The sequence below is a fragment of the Sphingobacterium phlebotomi genome (assembly GCF_008180195.1).
Taxonomy (GTDB): Bacteria; Bacteroidota; Bacteroidia; order Sphingobacteriales; family Sphingobacteriaceae; genus Sphingobacterium; species Sphingobacterium phlebotomi.
This window is the reverse complement of sequence record NZ_VTAV01000003.1, coordinates 284,800-310,817: the sequence shown is the minus strand read 5'-3', so window position 1 is coordinate 310,817 and position 26,018 is coordinate 284,800. Positions and strand designations below refer to the sequence as shown.

The 26,018-nt window shown below is 43.4% G+C and carries 19 protein-coding genes and 1 riboswitch; of the genes, 6 read left to right on the top strand and 13 right to left on the bottom strand.

Annotation, left to right across the window (positions count from 1 at the left end; all coding sequences use genetic code 11):
• The 4 genes from FXV77_RS07555 to lepB are packed head-to-tail and all read left to right on the top strand — an operon-like array spanning position 1 to position 3,956.
• Complete coding sequence (locus tag FXV77_RS07555; protein ID WP_148918608.1) at positions 1 to 918, top strand: ParB/RepB/Spo0J family partition protein; 918 nt, start codon at positions 1 to 3, stop codon at positions 916 to 918.
• Positions 918 to 1,700, top strand: coding sequence for a DUF5683 domain-containing protein (locus tag FXV77_RS07550; RefSeq protein ID WP_148918607.1), 783 nt, complete (start codon positions 918 to 920; stop codon positions 1,698 to 1,700). The genes FXV77_RS07555 and FXV77_RS07550 overlap by 1 nt, the downstream gene beginning before the upstream one ends.
• A gap of 19 nt (positions 1,701 to 1,719) precedes the next feature.
• A complete protein-coding gene (gene dapB, locus FXV77_RS07545; protein WP_148918606.1) occupies positions 1,720 to 2,460 on the top strand; it encodes a 4-hydroxy-tetrahydrodipicolinate reductase in 741 nt (246 codons plus the stop codon).
• Positions 2,461 to 2,465: 5 nt separating this feature from the next.
• Complete coding sequence (gene lepB / locus FXV77_RS07540; protein ID WP_148918605.1) at positions 2,466 to 3,956, top strand: signal peptidase I; 1,491 nt, start codon at positions 2,466 to 2,468, stop codon at positions 3,954 to 3,956.
• A 30-nt stretch (positions 3,957 to 3,986) separates the two neighbouring features.
• Here lepB and FXV77_RS07535 read toward each other — a convergent pair whose 3' ends face one another.
• Complete coding sequence (locus FXV77_RS07535; protein WP_148918604.1) at positions 3,987 to 4,706, bottom strand: pyridoxine 5'-phosphate synthase; 720 nt, start codon at positions 4,704 to 4,706, stop codon at positions 3,987 to 3,989.
• A gap of 64 nt (positions 4,707 to 4,770) precedes the next feature.
• On the opposite strand from FXV77_RS07535, the gene cdaA reads away from it, so the two are divergent.
• Complete coding sequence (gene cdaA / locus FXV77_RS07530; RefSeq protein WP_148918603.1) at positions 4,771 to 5,565, top strand: diadenylate cyclase CdaA; 795 nt, start codon at positions 4,771 to 4,773, stop codon at positions 5,563 to 5,565.
• A gap of 6 nt (positions 5,566 to 5,571) precedes the next feature.
• Here the strand turns inward: cdaA and FXV77_RS07525 are convergent, their stop codons facing one another.
• The 4 genes from FXV77_RS07525 to metE all read right to left on the bottom strand — a co-directional run bounded on the left by FXV77_RS07525 (position 5,572) and on the right by metE (position 14,363).
• Positions 5,572 to 10,149, bottom strand: a complete 4,578-nt coding sequence (locus tag FXV77_RS07525) for an efflux RND transporter permease subunit (RefSeq protein WP_148918602.1) — start codon at positions 10,147 to 10,149, stop codon at positions 5,572 to 5,574.
• Between the two features lie 38 nt (positions 10,150 to 10,187).
• Positions 10,188 to 11,291, bottom strand: coding sequence for an efflux RND transporter periplasmic adaptor subunit (locus FXV77_RS07520; RefSeq protein WP_148918601.1), 1,104 nt, complete (start codon positions 11,289 to 11,291; stop codon positions 10,188 to 10,190).
• Positions 11,292 to 11,535: 244 nt separating this feature from the next.
• Positions 11,536 to 11,907, bottom strand: a complete 372-nt coding sequence (locus tag FXV77_RS07515) for a hypothetical protein (protein WP_148918600.1) — start codon at positions 11,905 to 11,907, stop codon at positions 11,536 to 11,538.
• Positions 11,908 to 12,050: 143 nt separating this feature from the next.
• Positions 12,051 to 14,363 carry a 5-methyltetrahydropteroyltriglutamate--homocysteine S-methyltransferase gene (gene metE / locus FXV77_RS07510; RefSeq protein ID WP_148918599.1) on the bottom strand — a complete coding sequence of 771 codons (2,313 nt, stop codon included), beginning with the start codon at positions 14,361 to 14,363 and terminating at the stop codon, positions 12,051 to 12,053.
• A gap of 74 nt (positions 14,364 to 14,437) precedes the next feature.
• Positions 14,438 to 14,539, bottom strand: a riboswitch (SAM riboswitch).
• A 148-nt stretch (positions 14,540 to 14,687) separates the two neighbouring features.
• Between metE and FXV77_RS07505 the strand changes: the two genes are divergently transcribed.
• Positions 14,688 to 15,857, top strand: coding sequence for an alpha-hydroxy acid oxidase (locus FXV77_RS07505; protein WP_148918598.1), 1,170 nt, complete (start codon positions 14,688 to 14,690; stop codon positions 15,855 to 15,857).
• Positions 15,858 to 15,885: 28 nt separating this feature from the next.
• On the opposite strand, the gene FXV77_RS07500 is transcribed toward FXV77_RS07505, so the two are convergent.
• From FXV77_RS07500 to FXV77_RS07465, 8 genes are all read right to left on the bottom strand, one after another.
• A complete protein-coding gene (locus FXV77_RS07500) occupies positions 15,886 to 16,932 on the bottom strand; it encodes an AI-2E family transporter (protein WP_148918597.1) in 1,047 nt (348 codons plus the stop codon).
• Between the two features lie 39 nt (positions 16,933 to 16,971).
• Complete coding sequence (locus tag FXV77_RS07495) at positions 16,972 to 17,751, bottom strand: enoyl-CoA hydratase/isomerase family protein (RefSeq protein WP_148918596.1); 780 nt, start codon at positions 17,749 to 17,751, stop codon at positions 16,972 to 16,974.
• 4 nt (positions 17,752 to 17,755) lie between these two features.
• Complete coding sequence (locus tag FXV77_RS07490) at positions 17,756 to 20,290, bottom strand: DUF5686 and carboxypeptidase-like regulatory domain-containing protein (RefSeq protein WP_148918595.1); 2,535 nt, start codon at positions 20,288 to 20,290, stop codon at positions 17,756 to 17,758.
• Positions 20,291 to 20,367: 77 nt separating this feature from the next.
• On the bottom strand, positions 20,368 to 21,750 hold the full coding sequence (locus FXV77_RS07485; RefSeq protein WP_148918594.1) for an NADH-quinone oxidoreductase subunit N: 1,383 nt from the start codon (positions 21,748 to 21,750) through the stop codon (positions 20,368 to 20,370).
• 19 nt (positions 21,751 to 21,769) lie between these two features.
• Positions 21,770 to 23,215, bottom strand: a complete 1,446-nt coding sequence (locus tag FXV77_RS07480; protein WP_148918593.1) for a complex I subunit 4 family protein — start codon at positions 23,213 to 23,215, stop codon at positions 21,770 to 21,772.
• 16 nt (positions 23,216 to 23,231) lie between these two features.
• Positions 23,232 to 25,151 (bottom strand): NADH-quinone oxidoreductase subunit L, encoded by a 1,920-nt coding sequence (gene nuoL / locus FXV77_RS07475; RefSeq protein ID WP_148918592.1) that lies wholly within the window; start codon positions 25,149 to 25,151, stop codon positions 23,232 to 23,234.
• 31 nt (positions 25,152 to 25,182) lie between these two features.
• Positions 25,183 to 25,512 carry an NADH-quinone oxidoreductase subunit NuoK gene (gene nuoK / locus FXV77_RS07470; protein WP_130142591.1) on the bottom strand — a complete coding sequence of 110 codons (330 nt, stop codon included), beginning with the start codon at positions 25,510 to 25,512 and terminating at the stop codon, positions 25,183 to 25,185.
• Positions 25,512 to 26,018, bottom strand: coding sequence for an NADH-quinone oxidoreductase subunit J family protein (locus FXV77_RS07465; protein WP_148918591.1), 507 nt, complete (start codon positions 26,016 to 26,018; stop codon positions 25,512 to 25,514). Before FXV77_RS07465 ends, nuoK begins: the two co-directional genes overlap by 1 nt.

Here is a 26,018-nt window from a genome sequence, read left to right as displayed (position 1 = left end):
ATGGCATTACAAAGAAAAACAGGATTAGGAAAGGGCTTGGGTGCACTATTACAAGGTGACGATGTGCAAATAACAAAGAATGTGGCTAAAGGAGACTCTGTAGCGAAAGAAAACACCAATACGGCCGCTGGCAGTATTAATTTTATCAAAATTAGTCAGGTAGCCGTTAACCCTTTCCAGCCCCGTACGGATTTCGATGAACAAGCCTTGCAGGAACTTTCCGAATCTATTAAAACACAAGGGTTAATCCAACCGATAACAGTCCGTCAGGTAGGAAAGAATGAGTACCAATTAATTAGTGGAGAGCGTCGTCTACGAGCAGCAAAATTAGCTGGTATTGATGATATACCAGCGTACGTCCGTACGGCCAACGACCAACAGATGTTGGAAATGGCACTTATCGAGAATATCCAGCGTGAGAACCTCAATGCTATTGAAGTCGCATTGAGTTTCCAGCGTATGATTGAGGAATGTAATCTTAAACAAGAAGAGCTCGGCGAACGGGTAAGCAAAAATCGTTCTACCGTAACCAACTATCTTCGTTTGTTAAAATTACCTCCTGTTATTCAAGCTGGCATCCGCGATGGACAGATCTCTATGGGACATGCACGTGCGCTAATTAACGTAGGCGAAGTGGAAAAACAACTGTATGTCTATCAAGAAATTATTGACAAGGGGCTTTCTGTACGGATGGCTGAGATTTTAGTCCGCAATATACAGCAACAGAACAAACCGAAGAAAAATCCAGTAGGTAAGCAACTAGATTTCCAATACCAAAAGATTGAGGATGATCTGGCGTCCAGGTTTTCTACACGTGTAAAACTAAACCTGAAAAACAGCAGAGGCAAAGGAGCTATTGAGATTCCTTTTGAGAGTGAAGACGATTTAAGTCGTATCTTGGAATTATTGGACTGGTAATGCGTTACATATTTATACTGTTTTTGATTGTTTCCTTCACGTTAAGCTTAAATGCACAAGAGCGGGATACGACTACCAACATCATAGATACAACGGAAATAGATACCGTTAAGACAAAGATTGTCCTCAAAGATTCGGTAGATATGCCGCAAGACACGCTCGGAGCTGTGCAGGACAGCGTGATAAAAGAAACACGGAAAGAGCGCAGAGCAAGGGAAAAAGCAGAGAAAGAACGAGAAAAATATTATTATAAGGACATTAAAAAGGATTCCGCTCGTTTGGAAATCGAACAGATTTCCCGTACAGCTTGGAAACGTTCTTTGATTTTACCTGGATGGGGACAATATACCAATAAAGGATTATGGTGGGTTAAAGTACCTATTATATATGGCGGGTTGGTCACAGGATATGTCGTATTCGATTATTGGCAATGGTATTATAAAAAATTCTTGGATGAATTGGAGTATCGAATAAAGTACAATGATGAACCGAATGATCCGGACCTCATTAATTGGGGCACGCAAGGCTTAGTTCAACAAAAGGATTACGGCCGTAGAAATAGGGATTTGACTATTCTCATCACGGCCGGTTTCTGGGGGCTGAACGTTGTAGAAGCTTATGTAGACTCTATGTTAAAATATAGATGGAATATTGGCTCCGACATGACCATGCGAATTCGCCCCACACTTATGCCCAATGTGAATACCGCGTTAGCAGGGTCTCACGCTTTAGGAGGTTTCGGCGTAGCACCAGGTATCAAACTTACAATGAATTTAAAATAAAATTAACCAGTTATCAGATATGAAAGTAGTGATTTTAGGTTACGGCAAAATGGGGCAGCTTATCGAAAAATTTGCGATGAAGCGTGGTCATGAAATTTTTTTCATTGTCGATAAAGACAACCGCGAATCTATTTCAGCAAATGATCTTGCTGAAGCAGACGTGGCCATAGATTTTAGTGAACCGGCGGCGGCGTTGGACAACATCCACTTGTGCTTTGAAGCAAATTTACCCATCGTTGTGGGTACCACGGGTTGGTACGCCCATTTGGATGAAGTAAAATCGATATGCGAAGATGAAAATCAAACCATGCTGTACGGTTCTAATTTCAGCATCGGCGTAAACGTTTTTTTCCATATCAATAAACTATTGGCGAAAGCGATAAACCCCTACAAGCAATACGACGTACAGGTGGAGGAAATACACCATATCCACAAGCTCGACGCTCCAAGCGGGACTGCAATTACCATCGCGGAAGGAATTTTAGACAACACACCTAGTAAAACAAAATGGGTGAACGATGTTATTGGCGAAGGAGAAGAAGTAATTCCAAAACCGGATGAGTTACTAATTGAAAGCCATCGTATAGAAGAAGTTCCCGGTACACACACCGTTGTATACAGCTCTGAAGTTGATCAGATCGAATTTAAACACACGGCACATAGCCGTGCTGGTTTCGCTTTGGGAGCTGTTGTTGCCGCTGAATGGTTACAGGATAAACAAGGATTTTATCAAGTAACAGAGATGTTTGATTTTATTTAACAAATATGTATTATATAATTTTCGCCATATTAACTATTGCCACTTTATACGGATTGTGGTTGCTATTCACAAAGGCCGGAAAACAGGGTTGGGAAGCTATTATCCCTTTTTACAGGGAATACATCATGGCACAACTGACCGCTCGCCCCACATGGTGGGTCCTCCTCCTCCTTGTACCGATCGTGAATATTTTTATTTTTTATGCCCTGTATCTCGATTTTCTAAAAAGCTTCGGAAAACGTAGGTTTTGGGAAACCGTTGTAGCGGTATTATTACCTTTTATATTTTTGCCGTTGTGGGGAAGAGACCCTAACGTAAAATACTTAGGACAATCTAACACAGAAGAGTTCCATAAAAAATATCCCTACAAGAAATCCGTATCACGTGAGTGGGCGGATGCTATTATTTTTGCAACCGTAGCAGCGTCTTTGATTAGAGGTTTTCTTATCGAAGCCTATATGATTCCCACGGGATCGATGGAACGGAGTCTATTGATTGGTGACTTCTTGTTTGTAAGTAAGCTGAATTATGGACCACGCGTCCCCATCACCCCTATTGCTTTTCCATTCGCACACCACACCATGCCTGTTACAGGAGGCAAAGCCTATTCTGAAGTCGTACAATTACCCTACAAGCGTCTTCCCGGTTTTCAAGAAATCAAGCGGAATGATGTGGTCGTCTTTAATTTTCCAGCTGGAGACACCGTAGCTTTGGAATATCAAGAAACTACCTATGCGGATCTCGTACGCAATATGGGAAAAGAGACCGTACACAATCAATTTACGATTGTCACCCGTCCAATCGACAAACGTGAAAACTATATCAAACGTTGCGTTGGAATGCCCGGCGACGTCGTATCTCTAGAACGGGCAAAACTACTGATAAATGGAGAGCCGGCCTTTACCCCTCCCGGGATGCAACATGCCTATTTTGTTTATACAGATGGATCAGGACTTAACCGTGAGAGGATGCACGATTTACGTATAGATTTTCAACAAATGTCCGATCCCAGCGTCTTCATGATGCACATAACGGTACCTCAAGCCGAAATGATCAAAAATTGGGGAAATGTAAAGGATGTTGAAATGATTATTGATGAAAGCACAACTGCCTATCCTCATGACAAACATTATCATTGGACCATTGATAATTTCGGACCACTCACCATTCCCGCGAAAGGATGGACGGTAAACCTCGATTCCCTTACCGTTCCACTATATGGTCGCGCCATACGTGATTACGAAGGCAATACGCTAGAGAAAAAAGCCGGGAGTTATTATATTAACGGCGAACAAGCAATAAGCTATACCTTTAAACAAAACTATTATTGGATGATGGGCGATAACAGACATAACTCGTTAGACTCCCGTTCATGGGGTTTTGTTCCCGAAGATCATATCGTGGGTAAGGCGCTATTTACCTGGATGAGCTGGGATGAAAAAGGAACATTCCTCTCGAAAATACGATGGAATAGAATATTTAAGGGAATTAATTAAATAGGAGGTGTAGGTATACCAAAAATATACCTACACTTTTAAACAAGCCAAATAGCGTTTTATAGTTTCTTCCAACCCCAGATATAATGCATCTGCAATCAGTGCATGACCAATACTGACTTCAAGAAGTCCCGGAATACGTTCGTTAAAATATTTTAGGTTATGAAGATCCAGATCATGACCGGCATTTAGTCCAAGTCCCACTTCTTGTGCTTTTCGAGCTGCTTTTATATAGGGTGTTATCGCTGTTTGATCATCGTAACCAAATTCCGCTGCATAAGCCTCCGTGTAGAGCTCTATTCTATCCGTACCGGTTTCTGCCGCACCTTCCACCATCGCTTCATCGGGGTCAACAAAAATAGATACGCGAATTCCACTATCTTGAAAACGTTTCACCATATCTTTCAAATAGTCTCTGTTTTTGATCGTATCCCAGCCATGATTGGAGGTAATCTGATCAAGCACATCGGGAACCAACGTTACCTGCGTCGGTTTGTTCGCCAACACAAGGTCTATAAATTTTTGTTCCTGACAATTTCCCTCTATATTGAATTCCGTTGTAATCTCGGCTTTGAGATCATAAACATCTTGGTAACGTATATGTCTTTCATCCGGACGCGGATGCACGGTTATGCCCTGTGCACCAAAGCGTTCACAGGCCAATGCAGCAGCTACTACATTAGGGATATTCCCTCCCCTGGAATTTCTTAGTGTTGCTATTTTGTTGATGTTTACTGATAGTTTTGTCATGATGTTTTTGTTTTTCTACCCCTACTACGAAAATCCAAAAAAAACCTTAAATTGCAAACAGTTAATGAATAATCTTGATCCAAATATTCTCAGCGGCTTCCGCCTACTGGACATCATTGATATTTTACTGGTGGCCATTATCATCTATTATATATACAGTTTAATAAAGGGCACTATTGCCGTTAATATCTTGATAGGGGTAGGTCTTTTTTATGGCATCTACCTGGTCGTGAAACAAATGGAAATGCGCCTGCTCACGGAAATTTTTGGAGGATTCATATCTGTTGGTTCCATAGCCTTAATCGTGGTTTTTCAACAGGAAATACGGCGCTTTTTAATCCATATCGGAAAAAATATTTCCTTGCGGCGGAAGAAGTTCTTTTGGTCTTTTCTAAACAATAAAAAAACATCGCAAATTGATAACGGCGAACAAATAAAACCTATTATTGATGCGTGCCGTAGCATGTCCCGCTCCCGTACAGGAGCCCTGCTCGTATTCTCCCGCTACTTTGACGAAGAATACTATCAATCAAGTGGCGAATATATTGACGCCCCTGTATCTAAGCGTTTATTGGAAAGTATTTTTTTTAAAAACAGCCCGCTACATGATGGTGCCGCCGTTATTGTCGACTTTCGCGTTATGACCGCGAGCTGTGTGTTACCACTATCCGATAGTGAAGATTTACCTCCCCAATTTGGGTTACGCCACCGGGCGGCCATCGGTGTCACCGAAGTATCCGAAGCAGTTGCGGTTATCGTATCGGAAGAAACAGGTGAAATATCTTTTGCCAAAGATGGAAACATCAATATGAACCTCAGTCCAGAGGAACTGGAAAAAATCCTGAAGGAGGAGCTTTAGCAATGCCTATTGCCAACCTCCTCCAAGTGCCTTGTAAATGACGATCTCATTCAACAATTCTTCTTTCTGTACTTCCACCTCATCTAATTCAGCAGCTACCGCATCTTTTTGTGCCGTAATAATTTCCAGGTAAGATACACGTCCGGCGATAAACAATTCGTTCGCGGCAGCCACGGCACCTTTGAGTGCCTCCACTTCCTCTTGGATATACTGCTGTCGCTGTTCGATATGATCTTGTGTTTTTACGGCGTTCGAAACCTCGTTATAAGCATTAAGCACCCGCTTTTCATATTCCAGAAAACTTAGCCCGTACATGGCTTTGTAGGTCTCATACTGACTTTTAAGCTGGCGCTGATTGAAAATTGGTGCCGTCAGTCCACCTGTCAACCCATACGTCAATGACTTGTCGATGTTTGTAAGCTTATTAAAACTAAACGCCTGTAAACCGACGAATGGGGACAATACAACACTAGGAAGGAATGCGGCTTTTGCAAATTTCACATCCTGCTCTGCGCCGATAAGTTGAAACGATGCTTCCCTAATATCCGGTCGCAAGGCTAGCATTTGAAAAGGTGCTCCTACGTCCAATTTTTCAAACAAAGGTTGCGCGCCAAATCCAACTTCTGTTCGTTGAACCGCTGTATTAAATCGCCCAGTTAAGTAATTAATATGATGTTCCAACAGTACAATTTCTTGTTTAATACGTTCACGCTCTCCTCTTGAATTTGCCAAAAAAGCTTTAAACTGCTGTACGCCAAGCTGTGTAGCACGACCGGCATCTTTCTGTAATTCGGTGATCTCCAAAGCCTGCTCATTCAATACGATATTGTTATTAAAAACATTAATCTTCGCATCCAAGCTCAGCAGCTCATAATACGCAGAAGCGATATTAGTCACCAATTCGGTTTCCACAAGTCGTCTCGCTTCATTTTCTGCTAGCAGGCTATTAAATGCAGCATTCTTCTGCGCACGTAATTTACCCCATAAATCCAGTTCCCAAGACGCCCGAACGCCTACAAAATAATCCGGTAATATTTCAGGAATCTGTTCATCGTCTTTCAAGTTCTCGGAAAAGCCAGTATCATAATTCCCAATACCCTCTTCCGTATAGAATCCATACTTCCGTAATCCCGCTTCGGCTGCCAAGTCTAAACTAGGCAATAAAGCTGCTTTTCGTTGCTTAAAACTCGCTTGCGCAATTTCAATACGCTGCACAGCTTGCTGCAAATCATAATTATAGATCAATGCCGAATCGATCAACTCTTTTAAGTACGGATCCGTAAATACATCCTTCCAAGGCCGGTAAGCGATAGTTGTCGTATCTGCATCTATTAGCGTCAGACTATCCCCATTAAACTGCGCGGGCAGTTCAGCATGTGTCCCTTTTTCCAACTGCTTGGGTACGCTACACGATACAATCAATCCGGTAACGGCCAATAATGTGACGACTTTGGGTATCATTCTCTCCTTCTTTACTTTCTTTTCCTTTTTCTTACGCGAACATAGGACATATAACCCCGGAATAATAATGACGCCAAATAACGTTCCCACGAACATTCCACCTACAGAAGCGGTACCAATCGTTCGGTTTCCAATAGCACCTGCTCCCGAAGCCAGCATCAGCGGTATCAATCCGGCGATAATCGCGAACGATGTCATCAATATCGGGCGTAGCCTGACATAAGCACCTTCGATCGCTGCCTGTAATACACTCATACCTTGTTTTTGTTTTAGCACGGCATATTCCACAATTAAAATTGCATTCTTTCCGAGTAGACCAATCAACATGACCAAGGCCACCTGCGCATAAATATCATTTTCCAGTCCGAATAATTTTAGGAACAAGAAGGAGCCAAAGATACCTGCCGGTAATCCAAGGATAACCGGAAGCGGTAATAAGAAACTCTCGTATTGCGCCGAAAGCAATAAATACACAAAAACCAAACACAGCGCAAAAATATAAACTGCCTGATTTCCCGAAATAACCTGCTCCCGTGTCATGCCCGCCCATTCGATGACATATCCTTGCGGCAATTGTTCCGCCAGTTGTTGAATCGTTTCAATAGCCTGTCCCGTACTGAATCCGGGTGCTGGCTGTCCATTTAACATCGCTGATGTAAACATATTATACCGCGTTATCTGCTCCGGTCCGTAAATACGCTTCATCTGGATGAAAGAAGAATACGGCACCATTTCGCCATCTGCCGTCTTTACAAATAAATTTAAGACGTCCTCCGGCCGCTGCCGGTAATGTGGATCGGCCTGCACCATAACCTTATACATCTGGCCGAAGCGAATAAAGTTGGTCGCATAAAAACTCCCCATTAATGTCTGCAAGGTTGTCATCGCATTTTCTACTGAAATTCCCCGCTTAGCAGCCATATCATAATCCACCTCTAGCATATATTGCGGGAAACTCACATCAAAACTGGAAGAAACTCCTTCGATGGCTTCCGAGTTGTTAAGGGCCGTTATAAAATCTTCGACAACTTCTGCCGTTTGATTTAAATCTTCATTTCCGCTACGGTCTAATAATCGCAACTCAAAACCTGACGCATTACCGAATCCGGGAACGGTCGGCGGTGGAAAAAATTCAATCTCGGCGTCCGCTATATGCGCTGTCTTCTCCTGTAATTCCCGCATCACGTCGTTCACCGTCACATCACGCTCATCCCAAGGTTTAAGGTTGATCATTCCCATACCATAAGAAGCACCTGACACCTCCGTTAAAAGACTGTATCCCGCAAGTGTAGATACGGTCTCGACCGACTCCAAGCTTCGGGCGATCTCGTCCACTTCATTCAATGCCCGTTCTGTACGGTCTACCGTAGCTCCCGGCGGCGTTGTGACGTTGACATACACCATTCCCTGATCTTCGGTAGGAATAAAGCCCGATGGCAATATGCTACTGGCACCCCAGGTGACAACAAAGAAGCAAATAAGCATGCCCACCGTTATCATTCTGCGCCCAGCAATACGGGTCAACAGCTTTTTGTAACCGCCCGCGGTTTTATCGTATGAAGTATTAAATTTTTTAAAGAATCTGCTTAACCAACTATTAGATTCTTTTTTATCGTGCGGCGAGCGAAGAATAAGCGCACACAGAGCCGGTGTCAGGGTCAACGCGTTAATTCCCGAAATCACAATCGCCGCCGCCAGTGTCAACGAAAACTGACGATAGAACACTCCCACCGGCCCGGAAAGGAACGCTACCGGTATAAATACTGCAGACATCACTAAGGTGATAGCGATAACTGCCGAGCCGACTTCTTTCATAGCGGCAAGTGTTGCCTCCATAGGAGGTAAATGTTCTTCCTCCATCTTGGCAAAGACGGCTTCTACCACGACAATGCCGTTATCCACGACGATACCGATGGCAAGGACGAGTGCAAATAACGTCAACAAGTTAATAGAGAAGCCCATCATCAACATAAAGAACAGGGCTCCTATCAAACTTACCGGAACAGCAAGGATGGGAATGATCGTTGCTCTAAAATCCTGAAGGAAGATAAACACGACCAAGAAGACTAGGATAAACGCTTCGATTAACGTTTTTATCACACTAGACATGGATGCATCCAAAAAACGGGAGACATCGTATCCCATACTAAATTCCATTCCCGGAGGGAAAGTCATCACCTTCAACTCTTCCATACGGTCTTTAACACGCTGGATTACATCCTGTGCATTCGATCCCGGGAGCTGCTTCATCATAATAGAGGCCGATGGCCGACCGTCGGCTTTTGACGCCATTTCATACTCCAGCGAACCAAACTCCACCTCAGCTATATCCCGAATCCGCAGAATCGAACCATCCGAATTCGCCCGGATAGGCACATTTTCATACTCCTCAGGTTCCGTAAACCGGCCAGGATAACGCAACACGTATTGCTGCATGTTCACGGTCTTGTCCGAGCCAATTCCTGTTTGTCCGGGTGCCGCTTCAATATTCTGGCGGCGTAATGCCTCAATAACCTCTTCCGTCGATATCTGATAGGAAGCCAAACGATCAGGTTTTAACCACACCCGCATGGCATAATCCTTGAAGCCCATAATTTCGGCAAAGCCCACCCCCTCGATCCGTTTTAACTCTTTCAGAATATTAATATCCGTAAAGTTATAGATAAACCGTTCGTCGGCTGTTTCATCGGTCGTATAAATATTGAGGTACATCAGCATACTGTTCACCTCTTTCTCGGTAATAACCCCTGCACGGATAACCTCTTCGGGGAGCTCATCCAGCACCGTGGCCACCCTATTCTGGACGTTCACCGAGGCAATATCCGGGTCCACGCCCACATTAAAAGTCACCTGTATCAATGTACTCCCGTTATTCGTACTCACGGTATTCATGGATGTCATACCAGCGACACCATTAATTGCCCGTTCCAAAGGAATGGCTACCGCATCGGTACTCACTTCGGCATTCGCGCCGGTATAATTTGCGGTTACCACAACAGATGGCGGTACGATATCGGGAAATTGTGTAATCGGTAAGGTAAATAAGGCCAGAAGTCCCAACAGGGTGATAAAAATAGAGATCACCAACGAAAGAACCGGTCGTTTTATATAAGTTTCAAACATGAAATAATTTGCTAAAAATTAGTGTATATCCAATCGTATTACTGCTGTGTCACCGACTTTATTTTCATACCATCGCGGAGCCCTCGAACGCCTTCAAATACAATCTTTTGGCTATCATCGAGACCACCTTCGACGATGTAATAATGTCCTACACGCGCTCCCGCCTGAAAGGGTTGCATTTTCACGGTAGAGTTGTCATCCACAACATACACATATGCTTTGTCTTGAATCTCCACAACCGATTTTTGGTGTACAAACTTGGTGTCACCTGTCGATACAGGCACGGCAATCTTACCTGAAGCGCCATGTTTTAATAACCCTTCTGCATTCGGAAATTTTGCGCGCAGCGAGATCGAGCCCGTTCCGGGATTGAACTCACTTTCTACAATTTTTGCTTCTCCACCATGCGGATACTCCTCACCATTTGCTAAAACAAGCTTTACAGCCCGCTTAAAGGTATTGCTACGGAAATTGGAATCACTAGCCAGATTGAGATATTCTGATTCAGAAATATCAAAATAAACGTTCACTTTCCCTAAGTCGGATATGGTCGTTATCAAAGATCCCTCCTCCAGCAGAGAACCCTCCTTCAGTTGAATTCTGTCAATGCGACCATTGAAAGGCGCCCGTATAAGCGTTTGGGAGAGTTTGGTTTGCATCTGGTTCTTCACCGCTTTAGCTTCCTCTATTTTGGAAAGTGCAGCCTTATATTGCACTGCTATAAGATCAGCCTCTGTCGTAGATACAATATTTTTCTCCACCAACTTCTTTGTCCGTTCCTTCTCTAACTCTACCTTTTTAGCTTCCGAAATGGCGATATTAAGCGCTGCCTCTGCCTTTGCATAATCTGCCTTATATTCTTCATTGTTCAGCTGGAAAAGAACTTGGCCTGCCTTAACCAACGCACCCTCATCTACATATATCTTTTCCAAAAATCCTGTTAGACGCGAGCGTAACTCCACATTTTTCGTGGCCTGAATATCTGCAATGTATTCTTTATAAACGGTGGTATCCATTACGGTAAGACTTACCACAGGTACCTGTTTCACCATCTCTGCACTATTTTCCGTACTCTTAACGGTGCAACTACCCGCAAATAATGCCAATCCTAATGCCGGGAATACCAATGAACTTGTCTTCATGTACTATATTATTTATTACTTAAAAAATGATCAACCTATATTAAACTTGAAAGCTCTCGAAATAGGCAATGTGTTTAAATATTATTGTTAGCGTTCTTTTTTATTCATATTGACAAGAAAAAAATATCCTAAAATCAATAAAAAATCATACGCATTTCTGCCTATTACTGCATTTGGATGAAAACCAAACACTGACATCTGCGAAAATATTCGAAGAATTGGGAAACTATTGGGAATGAAAAAGCTAAAAAGGTTGTAGCCTATACAAGTGCGTGTAATAGCTCGGTATAATACGTCGTTTCTTTCCGTCGTATACCGGATGTTTTACATAGGACGCCAACTGCTTAAAGGAAAACAGGACAGCCAACACCAGTACGAAAAATGGTAAGGAAAAGATTTGGTATTCATACGACCTGTATTCGTCGTATAGTATCTCTACATCCGTCGCGTCTTTATCGATCGGCAGCGCCAACACATCATCCAGAACAATCTCCAAGAGCGATTCACCATTTAACAGCGAATCGTCGTAGCGCATAGCAAAACCTGTCTCCGGTTGATAAACCAGAATATTCAGGTAGCACAGCAACACGATGGAATGAATAATCTTAAATAACATGCCCTGCAAAATTACTAAGCTTATTTGAAGTAATCTACCCGCTATTGTAAAAAAAATGTTATTTCTACGTTTATGAAAAAACAACAGCCCGAAGAAAAATCTTCGAGCTGCGTCTACTTTTATAATACTAATTATCGCTTACATTATTCGGCACGCAATATCTTAGCTGCTTCTACCATAGATTCTAGCGCCGCTTTGGTTTCTGGCCATGCACGGGTTTTCAAACCACAGTCCGGATTTACCCACAATTGTTCCGCAGGAACGACCGCTTTTGCTTTGCGCAGCAAGTGTACCATCTCCTCGGTGCTAGGCACACGTGGTGAGTGAATATCGTACACACCAGGACCAATATCGTTCGGATATTTGAAATCTCCGGCAAATGCGTCAAGCAGTTCCATTTGTGAGCGCGAAGTTTCTATCGTAATGACATCCGCATCCATTGCCGCGATATCTTCGATAATATCGTTAAATTCCGAATAACACATGTGCGTATGGATCTGTGTATCATCTTCTACGTTCGATGAAGAAACACGGAACGCGCGAACAGCCCAATTCAAATAATCTTGCTGATCAGCCTTGCGTAAAGGAAGTCCTTCACGAATAGCCGGCTCGTCAATTTGAATGATTTTGATACCCTCTTTTTCCAATGCCTGTACTTCGTCCAAAATAGCTAAAGCAATCTGGTAAGTCGTGGTTGAGCGTGGTTGATCGTTACGTACAAATGACCACTGTAAAATCGTAACCGGACCCGTCAACATCCCTTTTACCGGACGGTTAGTTAAGGATTGTGCGTAAGCAGACCAACGAACCGTCATATCCGCAGGGCGGTAAACATCACCATAAATAATCGGAGGTTTTACACAACGGGAGCCATAAGACTGTACCCATCCGTTTTTCGTGAACGCATAACCTGCTAGTTGCTCACCGAAGTATTCCACCATATCATTACGCTCAAACTCGCCATGCACTAACACGTCAATATCAAGATCTTCTTGCAAACGGATAGTTCTTTCGGTTTCTTCTGCAATCTCTTTATCGTATTGCTCTTGTGTAATTGTACCTTTTTTCAAGTCTGCTCTCCACTTACGGACGTCTTTCGTTTGCGGGAAAGAACCGATCGTCGTTGTCGCAAAAGCCGGCAAATTAAATTTAGCCTGTTGTGCCGCTTTACGGGCGGAGAACGGAGATGTACGTGTAGCATCGTCATCTGTAATATTCGCTGTACGCTCTTTCACATCTGGTCTGTGAATCAAAGGCGACGTACGACGACTTTCCGCCGCTGCTTTATTCGCTTCAAAACGTTCCGCGGTTTTTGCGTCCACCTCACCATCAGCCAACACCGCTAAGTCTTTCACTTCGGCTAATTTTTGTTTTGCAAAAGCCAGCCAGTTCTTCACCTCCGCAGGTAAAGACTCTTCATTATCTTCGTTGTCCAAATCAAAAGGAACATGCAACAATGATGAGGAAGGAGCTACCCATACGCGGTCTGCACCAAGCGCATCTACCGCCTGTTTAATTTTTACCAACGATTTTTCATAATCGTTTTTCCAAATGTTTCGGCCTTCAACTACCCCTAAAGAAAGTGTCAAAGATGCAGGAACTTTTGATAAAACGGTATCTAGTTGATTTTCTCCACGAACAAGATCGAGGTGAAGCGCGTGAACCGGTAAGTTTACGGCTGTTTCCTCGTTGTCACCGAGAGCTTCGAAATATGTTGCAACAATCAATTTGATGCCTTTAGCCGCAACGGCCAATTTTTCAAATACTTTACCATATAAGGCGCGCGTCGCATCATCAATATCCAAGGCCAAGAAAGGCTCATCAATCTGCACATATTGTGCACCTGCATCAGCCAGTTTGCCCAAAATTTCTTCATAAACAGGCAATAATCTGTCGATCAAATCAATCCGATTGAAGCCTTCTTCTTTTTCTTTACCTACCAATAGGTAAGTGATAGGACCAATCAGTACGGGTTTTGTCTCCACACCCAATGATTTCGCCTCGTTGTATTCGTTCAGGAATTTCTCAGACGTCAATTTAAACGCTTGATCTTTCGTAAATTCCGGAACAAGATAGTGGTAGTTTGTGTCAAACCACTTCGTCATTTCCATCGCCGTGACGTCTACACCCTCCTCTTGGAAACCGCGCGCCATCGCAAAATATAAATCTAAGTTATATTGGCGGTCAATTTTGTTTAACAAAGAGTTGTAGCGAGCCGGAATAGCTCCTACTGTCAACGATAAATCCAATACTTGGTCATAAAACGAAAAGTCATTGGATGGGATCAAGTCGATACCCGCTTCCTGTTGTGTCTTCCAGTTGCCTTCACGGATTTTAAGTCCAGCTTGCAATAACTCTTCCGCGCTGATTTTTTTAGCCCAATACGCTTCGTTGGCCTTTTTCAATTCGCGGAACGCACCCACTCTCGGGTATCCTAAATTGTTTGTTAATAACATAAATATGTACGTGTTGTGTTTAATTTCTTTTTACTGTTTGCTTTGGAGAAAAGGACACCAGAATGCGTGTGCTCAGCTTATCTTTCTCCCAATCAGGAGTAGAATGTAGCACCTTGTCAAGAGACAGGTTGCCAAGGCTTCACCGGGTCTACTCCCTCGGCCTTTCTCTATAAGCGGGGCTAAGATAAGAATAAAATGGGATTTTACAAAAAATATTTTGTGCAGTCTGTCAACAAATGTTACCTTCGCTAAACGATACACAACAGGACAGTAAATAATGAAATAGTACGTATATTCGCTACGCTATTATAAATACCGTTTCAAATGAGTAAGAAAATCATATATCGATATAATTCAAAATATCCTTCCATTGCTGATTTAAGGGCAAAAGCGAAATCCAGGATTCCGAAATTCGCATTTGATTACCTTGAGGGAGGCTGCAACGAAGAATGGAATTTGGCAAAAAATGAAAGCGACTTCGACGATATTGTACTGAAACCACAATACCTCCGTGTATCGGGTGATATTGACATGTCTGTAGAGCTTTTTGGAAGACACTATAGCGCTCCGTTTGGTATTTCCCCTATCGGCCTCCAAGGACTGATGTGGCCCAATGCACCAGAAATTCTAGCCAAAGCGGCGGCTAAAAATGATATTCCATATACCTTGAGCACGGTATCCACCAGCAGTATCGAGCGTATTGCAGAAGTTTCTGAAGGGAAGGCCTGGTTTCAACTTTATCATCCGACAGAAAACAGGCTACGGGATGACATTTTACGTCGTCTGGCAGCGGTAGAATGCCCTGTACTCGTTGTCTTGGTAGATGTTCCATCTTTTGGGCTTCGCTATCGCGAAATCAAAGCCGGCTTATCCATGCCGCCCAAGATGAATATCGCCAATATTACGCAAGCCATGACACGCCCGTTGTGGGGTATTAAAACCTTGCAACATGGCATACCTTCCTTCGCTACCTTAAAACCTTATATGGAAAAAGGCCTCGACCTTGCACAGTTAGGCAAATTTATGGATCGTACCTTTACCGGTAAGGTAGATATCGAGAAAGTAAAAGCCATCCGTGATATTTGGAAAGGCGCGCTCGTTGTGAAAGGTATTACAAGCGATGAAGATATGGAAGCGGTTATCGGTATTGGTGCTGACGGTGTGATTGTGTCCAATCACGGAGGACGCCAAATCGATGCCGGAGAGTCTTCCATCAATTCACTGATACACCTCGCGAGCAATCCAACTTACAAGGAGAAAATAAAAATTATGTTGGATGGCGGTATACGCTCCGGAGTCGATCTCGCACGGGCGCATGCCGTTGGTTCTGAATTTAATTTTATGGGACGCCCATTTATGTATGGCGTTGGTGCGTTAGGCGACGAAGGCGGAGAACATACCATCAGTTTGTTCAAAGCACAGCTATATCAGGTAATGCAACAGCTCACGTTAGAAAATGTTGGTCAATTCCCAGAAAGACTATTGAAAAGGTAAAAAAGCCACCCGTTAACGCCGTGGCTTTTTATTCTTTTTTCTCTTCCAGTTGGTCTCTTTTTAACGATAGACGTTTATTCGTTTTGTATATCTTCACCGCGATCAGGAAATAAGCCAGCAATAACGGGCCATACACCAGCCCTATAAGACCGAAAAGAGGAAGCCCAATAATCACCCCGATTACGGTAATTAGCGGATGGATATTCCCGATCTTTTTATTAATCATAAAGCGGAGCACATTATCAATATTAATCACCAGGCCGAAACCCCAGATCAGCAACCCTATTCCTTGCCAAGTTTGTCCTTGAGAAAGTAGTATCAGCGCGGCCGGAACAAAAATCAGCGGCGGACCCAAAAGGGGAATAAACGACAGGATCGCACAGATAACGCCCCAAAACAAAGCATCATTAACACCGAATATCCAAAAACCAATAGATAAGCATCCCCCTTGCGCGATAGCGATTATCGTTTGTCCCACAATATTGGAATAGGTAATATTTTTCAGCTCCGATCCAAACACAACCGCCTGCTCCTCATCAAACGGCAGATAGTATAATATACCGTTTTCAAACCCTCGGTAGTTGACAAACAGAAAATATAAAATAAAATACATGACCGTGATCTCCAAGAATATATTTGCCGCGCCGCCCAACACCGCCGTCAGCAATGTGCCAAAATAAGCGGCGCTCGATTCGAGCTGCTCTTGCAGCAAATCGGGTTTCCCCAATTTATCGCCGGCAAATTGGTTTATCGCATCAATAACCTGCTTTATCCAGGCTGGGTTTTGCTGCAGTTCTATCGCTTTTCGAACAAGCATACTCCCTATTCCCACAAAGGGAAGAACGATAATAAAAATAGAAAGGATGATAATAACCACCGCAGACAAAGGTTTTGGCCATCGCCATTTCTCGATAAAGAAAATGTTTAGTGTACGGAAGAGCGTATACATGATGAAGGTGCCGAGAAAAGCACCAAAAATCCCACGCGTAGCATACAAGAGAATACCGCCCAAGGCTAGGACGATCAAGAGAATAATAACGTTTCTCTCTTTTTGGGAAAAAACAGGGTTGTTCATACAGTTAATAGTGTCTATATTGACAGTTGAACAAACATATTAAAAATTTGGTTTTCGTTTTTCCAAGAAAGCTGCTACCCCCTCTTTAAAATCAGGTGTATCAAAAGCATTTGCAAAGGCATCCATCTCTTCTTCATAACCCTTTTCCGGCTCCATAAGCCCTATATTCACTGCACGGATAGCGGTAGCAATCGCCGTTTGCGAACGTTGGTACATTTTTTCCAAAAGCTTCTCACAGGTAGAAATTAGGCCCCCTGGCGGCACCACGTGATTAACCAATCCCCATTGCAAAGCATCCTGTGCATCGATCATTTCACCCGTCATAATCATTTCTAACGCTTTTCCACGGCCGACCAATTGCGGCAACCGTTGTGTGCCGCCGTATCCCGGAATAATCCCTAAGGAAACCTCCGGAAGCCCCATCTTTGCCAGCTCACTCGCCACACGGATATGGCATGCCATGGCCAGCTCCAAGCCTCCACCCAGCGCAAATCCGTTAATCGCCGCAATCACAGGTTTCGGAAAGGTATACAGTTCATCCATCACCTTTTCCTGCCCCGATTTTGATAGTTGCCACGCCTCATCAGAAGAAAACTCCTGAAATTCTTTGATGTCGGCACCCGCTACAAAGGCTTTATCTCCTGCACCGGTTAGGATTATACCCCGGACATTGTCATCTGCTTCTAGTGTTGCCAATATTTCTGCTAGTTCTTTTAACACAAGCGTATTCAGCGCGTTCAACTTATCCGGTCTATTTAGCGTGATATAAGCCGTTTTATGTTTGATGTCCAACAGAAAATAAGTATGTGATTCTTGCATCGCATTAGAAATTTAAATGAAGGCTTACCCGATACCTGTCTTTATCGACATTCGGTAATCCTGTATAGTTTAACCGACGTATATACTCAACGCGCAACAGACGGAAAATATTATCAATGCCTACTTTTCCCTCCCAATAGGGTACTTTGTTCTCAAATACGTGTGTCATGATATTGCCATCCGCATCGGTATCAAAACGGACTACATCTCTACTGATATACGGATTATTCGCATCGCTCAACCTTCCATAAAACATTTTTCCGCCCCAAATCTCCCGGAGCTTAAGTTTCTTGATCAATGGAATTTTATTCAAGATAAATCCTTCCAATTGATGTTCAAACGACAAACGGATATACTCATCGGCGACAAACTCCATGCTACGCATCATCGAAAAATCAATTTCATGACGCGTGTCCTCATCCCGGAACACATTTGGCATTTCCAACAACGGATAGGGAAGGGTACCCCAAATTTTTCCACCACTCAAGGTCATATCTGCAAAACCGAGTTGATTTAAGAAAAAACGTTTCGAAACCGAACCACGCATGGCGTCAAATGCGTAATCCCCACTCCAAAATCCCTTTAACCCACGATTATACTGGAGCGTAAAAACGGGATACTTTTCGATAATTGTATTGCGTGTCAAGTTACGATAGTAGAATTTCTCTTTTGGTGCCCATCGCAGTATAAATTCCAACTCATTGGTATTTATATTGGATATATTGTAGGGGTTGTCCCCCGACGAAATAAATTGTAAATCGCCTATTGCACGCCTACGATGATGGATAAAAGAGCTTTGTAGGCTCACATGATTGCCAAATTCTATCAAGTGTTTAAGTTGATACGCATACGTGTCCATCCATTTCGTTGGGGCGTTACTTCTTATCGACTGAAAAAAACTATCTCCTTTCCGGAAACCAAGTATACGCCCTGGATCGAAAATATCATGCTGCACCGCCACTTGCAAGTAGTGCGCTGGAAAAGTAGCAACTGATTTGCCATTAAGGGAAAATGTCGGTCGTACGAAATATTTCACCTCGCCATCTTGTGTTCCGTATGCTAAATATCCTTCGATAAACACTTTCTCCGAAAATCCTAATGTCGTCCGTCCGCTAAGCCGTATCCGATTGCCCTCGATATTATTCCGTGAATACAGGTATTCCAATGGCCCAAACTCTACTGGTCCTGCGGGATAGAATCCCTGTGCCAGCAGATAACCCGCAGCAAGCATTGTCCGAAACGTACGGTTATCGTTCAGCGAATCCACATTTGCATATACCATATTTTCGACCGGCGACAGCTGCACGGGACGTTGCTGTTGAACAAGAACTTCGTTGTCTTTTGCTGTTTTCAACACCTCTGTAGGAGCTCCTTTAAAAACATCGTCCGAGAAAGAGGGCGCAAAGTCATAAGCAAAATTATGCGTCGTCTTCCGACCATATACCGCATCGCTTCGGTTTGTACCGAACATAATGTCCACATCGCTACGAACCAAGAACATATACCGTTCTGCATTCGGACGAAATTGCAAGTCAATCGTTATCTCATTTACCCAGTTCAGATTCGCTTCCTTGTTCGCCCGTAAGGTAGCCCCCTGCACCGCAAACCGGCCATCTGTTGTTATCCGTAGTTTACCACTAAGCAACAAGTCTGCTTTATTTCTCGGCTCAAAGTTTAATTCGATCAAGCGGCCATCATCGGTATCAATCGTATCCGCAATATAATACTTATAAAAAACGGGGGCGTTGTTCGCGATCGGACTTAGGAATAATTTATTGATCAGGAATATATTTTCATCATATATCTCGATATCCTGAAAGAGATATGATAAATACGATTGGATGTTATGGTTGTTTACATATCGATCGTCAAAGTCCGTTTGCTTGATAGATTTTACGCGCTTTTTAAACGCTTTGGGATCATTCTTCGAATAAACATCACTAAGCTGCTCCTGCATAAAGATGGTTAGTAATTTATTTCCGGGCGATGTCAAGGTGTCCACATTGTTAAAGAAAAAACTCAAGCTTCCCAAACGCTTATTATATCGCTCCGATGGGTTTACAAGTCCAAACTGCAGCTTGTCGTACTGTTGAAAAGATAACCTGGGCTGGTTCTCCAAGCGATTGGAGCGCTTGTTCTTGATAACCTGATGAATAATATCCACCGCCGGATTTCGATTCCGGTATTTTTGTCGACGGGAAATTTCCACCGCATCAATGACATTTTTATCATTCTCTAGCGCAATATGCACATGCTCCTGTGGCGTATCAACACTTATGATGAGTTCTTTATAGCCAACAGCAGACACCACAAGTCGTAGCGGAAACGGACTCGTTGTTGTTAAGAAAAATTGCCCTGAAGCATCACAGGATGTCCCGTCCGATGTCCCTCGCACTTGTATACTCGCCTGCGGAACACCTTTTCCCGTTATGTCATCTATAACCGTTCCACTGATTTTATATTGAGCTACGCCTTGCTGTGCTGCGACACCAAGGACAAATACCAATATCAACAATTTCAGCAAGCTTATTCTACTCATATCCAAAATGGCACTGCCATAAAGATACAATTTGTAGAATAAGATTAAAATGAAATTGAAAAAAAGCCCCTATATCGCTACAATAACCCTAAAATACTATCGGGATAAACACCGATAATCAACGTCAATACAGCGGCAATAACCAACACCACCCTGTAGCTAATCGGTACATGTTGCGCAGTTACTTCTTCTGTTGGTTTACGAAAATACATATTAACGACCACATGCAAGTAGTAATAAACCCCAATTGCGGCATTAATAACCGCAAGGATAAGTAGTGTAATGTTATAGGTTCCCATCACATTATTGAACATCATAAACTTACCCATAAAACCTGCAGTCAACGGAATACCGGCAAGGGAGAGCATCGCAATGGTTAATATCAGAGCTAACATCGGTTCTTTTTTTGCCAGTCCGTTAAACGATTCGAAGTTCTCCGAGCCGGTGCTGCGTTTCACCAAAATAAGCATACCAAACGCAATCACCGAAGCTAGCGAATACGCCGTGGCGTACACGAGCATACCCGATGCGGACATCGCACCAATGGATACAATAGCAAACAACATATAGCCAGCATGCGAAATACTTGAATAGGCCATCATCCGCTTAAAACTCGACTGTAGCAGTGCCGTGATATTTCCCACGAAGAGCGTGATGATGATGATAGTCAACAATACTGGTGTCCAAAAATCATGCAACGGTACCAATACCGTGCTGAATAGCCGTAAGAAGCCAACAAAAGAGGCGACTTTTACGACCGTACTCATAAAGCTGGTGATCAATATTGGTGCTCCGTCATACACGTCCGGTGTCCAGAAGTGGAAGGGGGCGACACCGATCTTAAAGCATAAACCACAAAGCAACAACAACATTCCACCGTAAAATAAGGGAGAAACCTCGGAAGATGTTTGTACGTAGGTTTGTAATTCCGTTAAGTCAAATGTGCCGGAAGCACCGTACAAGAGCGTGATCCCGAAAAGGAGAAAACCAGTCGAAAATGCGCCCATCAAGAAGTACTTAAGCGCAGCTTCATTCGAAGCAAGGTCCGTTTTCCGAATTCCCACAAGGATATATAAAGCTACGGACATCACCTCGATACCGATGAACAACATCGCAAAATTATGGTAGGAGTTGACCAACAATGCCCCCAGCAACGAAAAGATAATCAAACAAAAATATTCCGAAAGATAGGTACTGATATTCTTAAAGTATTCTTTAGAAAGCAGCATAACCAACCCCGTAATGACCACACACAGGATCGAAAAAGACAACGCTAAGCGATCAAAAATCACCATTCCGTGAAATTGCGGCAGCGCTTCGGTGTTCCATCCCGACACCAGAAACCCCAGTGTCACGACCAATCCCAGCAAGGTTACAGGTAGCAACGCATTCTTCGCTTTAAACAAGCCAAGATATAGCACCACTATCCCCAAAACACACAATGTAATAATTGCCCCCATAATATTCTACAATCGCTAATTAAAATTTAATTTGATCCAATAAGTTTGTTACCGATGCCTCTGAAAGCTGTAAAATTGCTTTCGGCCATACCCCTAAAAATAGGGTAAAAAACACGATAATCGCCAATACCAAAACTTCGTATCCTTTTATATCCAACACGCCAGCATAGCGTTCCGGCAAAGCGCCCAACATCGATTTCTGATAGAAACGCAACATATATACGGCGCCCAATATCAACGTTAATCCACCAAATACAGCATACCACACGCCGTAATCAAACACACCTTTCAACAGCAGAAATTCCCCAATAAAGCCGTTGGTTAACGGTAAACCGACTGCCCCCATCAAAATAATAAGAAATACCGTTGCCAGACGAGGGGCCTTGCTCGCTATTCCTCCCCATTCCGCCAATGTACGCGTTCCGGTCCGCTCTTGTAAGATATCAATAATAAAAAATAATCCCACTACGCTCAAACCATGGTTCACCATCTGGATAATAGCCCCCTGCAATCCTTCCGCATTCCAGGAGAAGACACCCGCAGAGATAAGTCCGACGTGCGCAATCGAAGAATACGCGATCAAACGTTTAGCATCCTGCTGTTTAAAAGCGATGATAGAAGCGTATACGATGCCAATAACACAGAGGACCATAGCGACCTGGCCGTAAGCCAATGCACCGAGCGGAGCGACAGGCAATAACCAACGCATCAACCCATATACCCCCATTTTGAGCATAATACCTGCCAACAGCATCGTTCCGGCTGCTGGCGCATGCGTATAGGTATCCGGCTGCCAGGTATGAAAAGGGAAAATCGGGATCTTAATGGCAAACGCCAAGAAAAAAGCCCAGAATATCCAGCGTTGTGTAGATTCAGATAAGTCCAATGCTACGAATGCGCTCCATTCAAAGCTTGGTGTTGCGCTTTGGTTGTATAGATAAATAAGCGCCACCAACATCAACAAGCTTCCAAAAAATGTATAGATAAAGAACTTAAGGTTAATACGAATACGGTCACCATCTCCCCAAAGCGCACAGATAAAATAAATAGGAATCAAGGCCACTTCCCAGCCTACATAGAACGTGAACGCGTCTAATGCCAGGAATACCAACAGTAACCCTGCTTGCATAAACGAGATTAACGCAAAGAAATTCCCTTTATGCGCTTTTCTAAACGAAGTCAGTACAATGAGGGGAATCAACCCATTTGTCAACAACAGCAGAGGAAGGCTAATACCATCTAAGCCGATATGAAACTGAATGCCCAACGACTCCACCCACATCCAACGTTGTTCGAATTGTATACTCGCATCCGGTATAAACCCACACAGAAAAGGGATGGAAAGCCCCAATTCAAGCAACGCAGCAAGCAGTGCTATCCATTTTGCCCGTACCGCATCCTTTACAAAACATAATACTATCGCCGAAATAACAGGTACTAATAGTAATATAAATAGGTTACTCATTGTTCAATTATCAAAATTAAATACTAAATACGGCATATAGCAAGATGGCAATCACACTAATTACCATCATCATAATATAAAACCCGACATGACCACTTTGCCATTGCCTTACGCCCTTTCCAGCTCCGATAAAGAAATCGCCTACCCCATTAACGAATCCATCGATGCCCAAGCGATCCACATATTTATGAAAGCCAACCGATAATTTGTTCAACGGTTGCACAATAAGCGCATCATAAAATTCATCCACATATAACTTGCGAAAGGATAGTTTATGTAGTCCTTTTGATGCCGGTGTTTCAGCAACTGGAAGGGCCTCTTTTTTCACATACCTATTGTAAGCTACAAACGCCATAATCAACGCGCCACCGGCGGATATCCCCATCAACAGGTACTCCGTACTGTGGCTTAATGTCAACGCTTCCGCATGTACACTTCCCGCTTCAAAAATCGGCGCCAGAAATGCCGCCAAGCTATGATGGCCACCCAATGCTTCCGGAATATTGATAAAGCCGCCAATGACCGATAGCGCCGCTAAAACAATCAACGGCACCGTCATTTGCCAAGGTGATTCATGTAGATGTTGTTTCTGTGTTTCCGTTCCCCGAAACTTTCCGAAGAATGTCAGATATAACAAACGGAACATATAGAACGCTGTACACAAAGCTGTCAAGAAACCGATAGCCCACAAAACTGGCTGATGCTGGAATGCGTGTGCCAATATCTCATCTTTAGAAAAGAATCCGGCAAATGGCGGAATTCCACTAATAGCTATCGTTCCGATAAACATCGTGATATACGTGACGGGCAGTGCTTTTCTTAAGCCACCCATCTGGCGCATATCCTGCTCATCGTGCATGGCGTGGATGACCGATCCTGCTCCAAGAAACAGCAATGCTTTAAAAAACGCGTGCGTCAGAACATGAAAAAAAGCCCCGGTGAACGCACCTACCCCGAGGCCCAGAAACATGTATCCCAGTTGAGATACCGTAGAATATGCCAATACCTTTTTTATATCAGTTTGTGTAACCGCTATAAACGCCGCCAACAACGCTGTCGCCAATCCAACAACAGCCATCACCTCCATGGTCACGGGAGAAAGCGTGAACAAAATATTAGAACGAACAACCATATAGATACCTGCCGTTACCATGGTTGCCGCGTGAATTAAGGCGGACACCGGTGTAGGGCCGGCCATCGCGTCCGGCAACCAGGTAAACAACGGAATCTGCGCTGATTTACCCGTTGCCGCAACAAATAACAAGAGTGTAATAACGAGTAGTGTGGAACTTCCCACCGGCATGCTTGCCGCAGCGGCGAATACCGTTCCGTATTCCAAACTACCAAAAGTTTCCAGAATAAAGAACATCGCGATAAGAAAACCCAAATCCCCGATACGGTTCATGACGAAAGCTTTCTTCGCAGCCGAGGCGTAAGAGGCATTTTTGAACCAAAACCCAATCAACAAGTAAGAACAAAGACCCACACCTTCCCATCCGATGAACATGACCAAGTAATTAGAACCCAGCACGAGGATGGTCATGAAGAAGATGAACAGATTGAGGTAAGCGAAGAACTTACCAAATCCTGCATCACCGGCCATATAACTGCAGGAATACAGATGAATCAAAAACCCTACACCTGTAATAATCAAGAGCATAATAGCACTCAACGGATCCGCCAGAAAAGAAAGCGCGACCTGCAGTTTGCCTACTGTAAACCAGTCGAAGAGATGTACATATATTTCTCCAGAAGCACCGGTTTCACGCGCAGCTGCGACTTCAAAGTAAACCAACAAGCTTAACACAAAAGAAGCGAGCACCACGCCACAGCCCACAATAGCCGTAACCGCTTTCGGCACACGATTACCCATTAAGCCGTTTATTACAAAACCTATAAAAGGTATCAATGGGATCAGCCAAATTAATTCAGACATATAGTTTCTTAGTAAAAATTCTTCTATTCAATTACCAACGCAATTTACTCAACGATTCAATATCCACCGATTTCGTATTTCGGTACACCATGATGATAATCGCAAGCCCCACAGCCACCTCTGCTGCCGCCAATGCCATGATGAAAAACACGAACACCTGACCTGTTGGATCGCCCCGATAGGCGGAAAAAGCCGCCAACAATAAATTGACTGCATTCAGCATCAATTCGATGGACATCATAATAATAATCACGTTCCGACGGATAAGTACGCCCGTAACACCGATAGCGAAAATGATACTACAAAAAATGATGTAGTGGTTGAGTGGAACACCCTGAATCTGCGTTACAATATTCTCCATTATGCTTTTTTAATCTCTTTAACTTCTTTTTTTGCCAACAATACCGCTCCGATCATCGCGATCAACAATAAAATTGCCGAAATTTCAAAAGGTAGCAAGAACTCGTTAAACAACACATTACCCAAATGTTTCACGAGCCCTATATCCGTATTGCCGGTTACGATCTCATTGGACGGATCTATAACACGCAGCGACCCTAAGAGTGTCGTAAACAAACACATCCCTGCTATAACCCCCATAATCTTGACCAAATTAGACTTCATGGGTTCCGTATCCCCATTAAGATTCAGTAACATGAGGACGAATAAAAAGAGTACCATAATGGCTCCCATGTACACGATAAAATTCACTACAGCCAGAAATTGCGCGTTCAATAGAATATAATGAACCGTCAGCGTAAAAAACGTTACCACCAAATACAGCACGCTGTGTACCGGATTTTTGGTGAAGATCGTCATCAACGCGAAAAAAATAGCAACAAAGGCAACAAAATAAAATAAGGACAT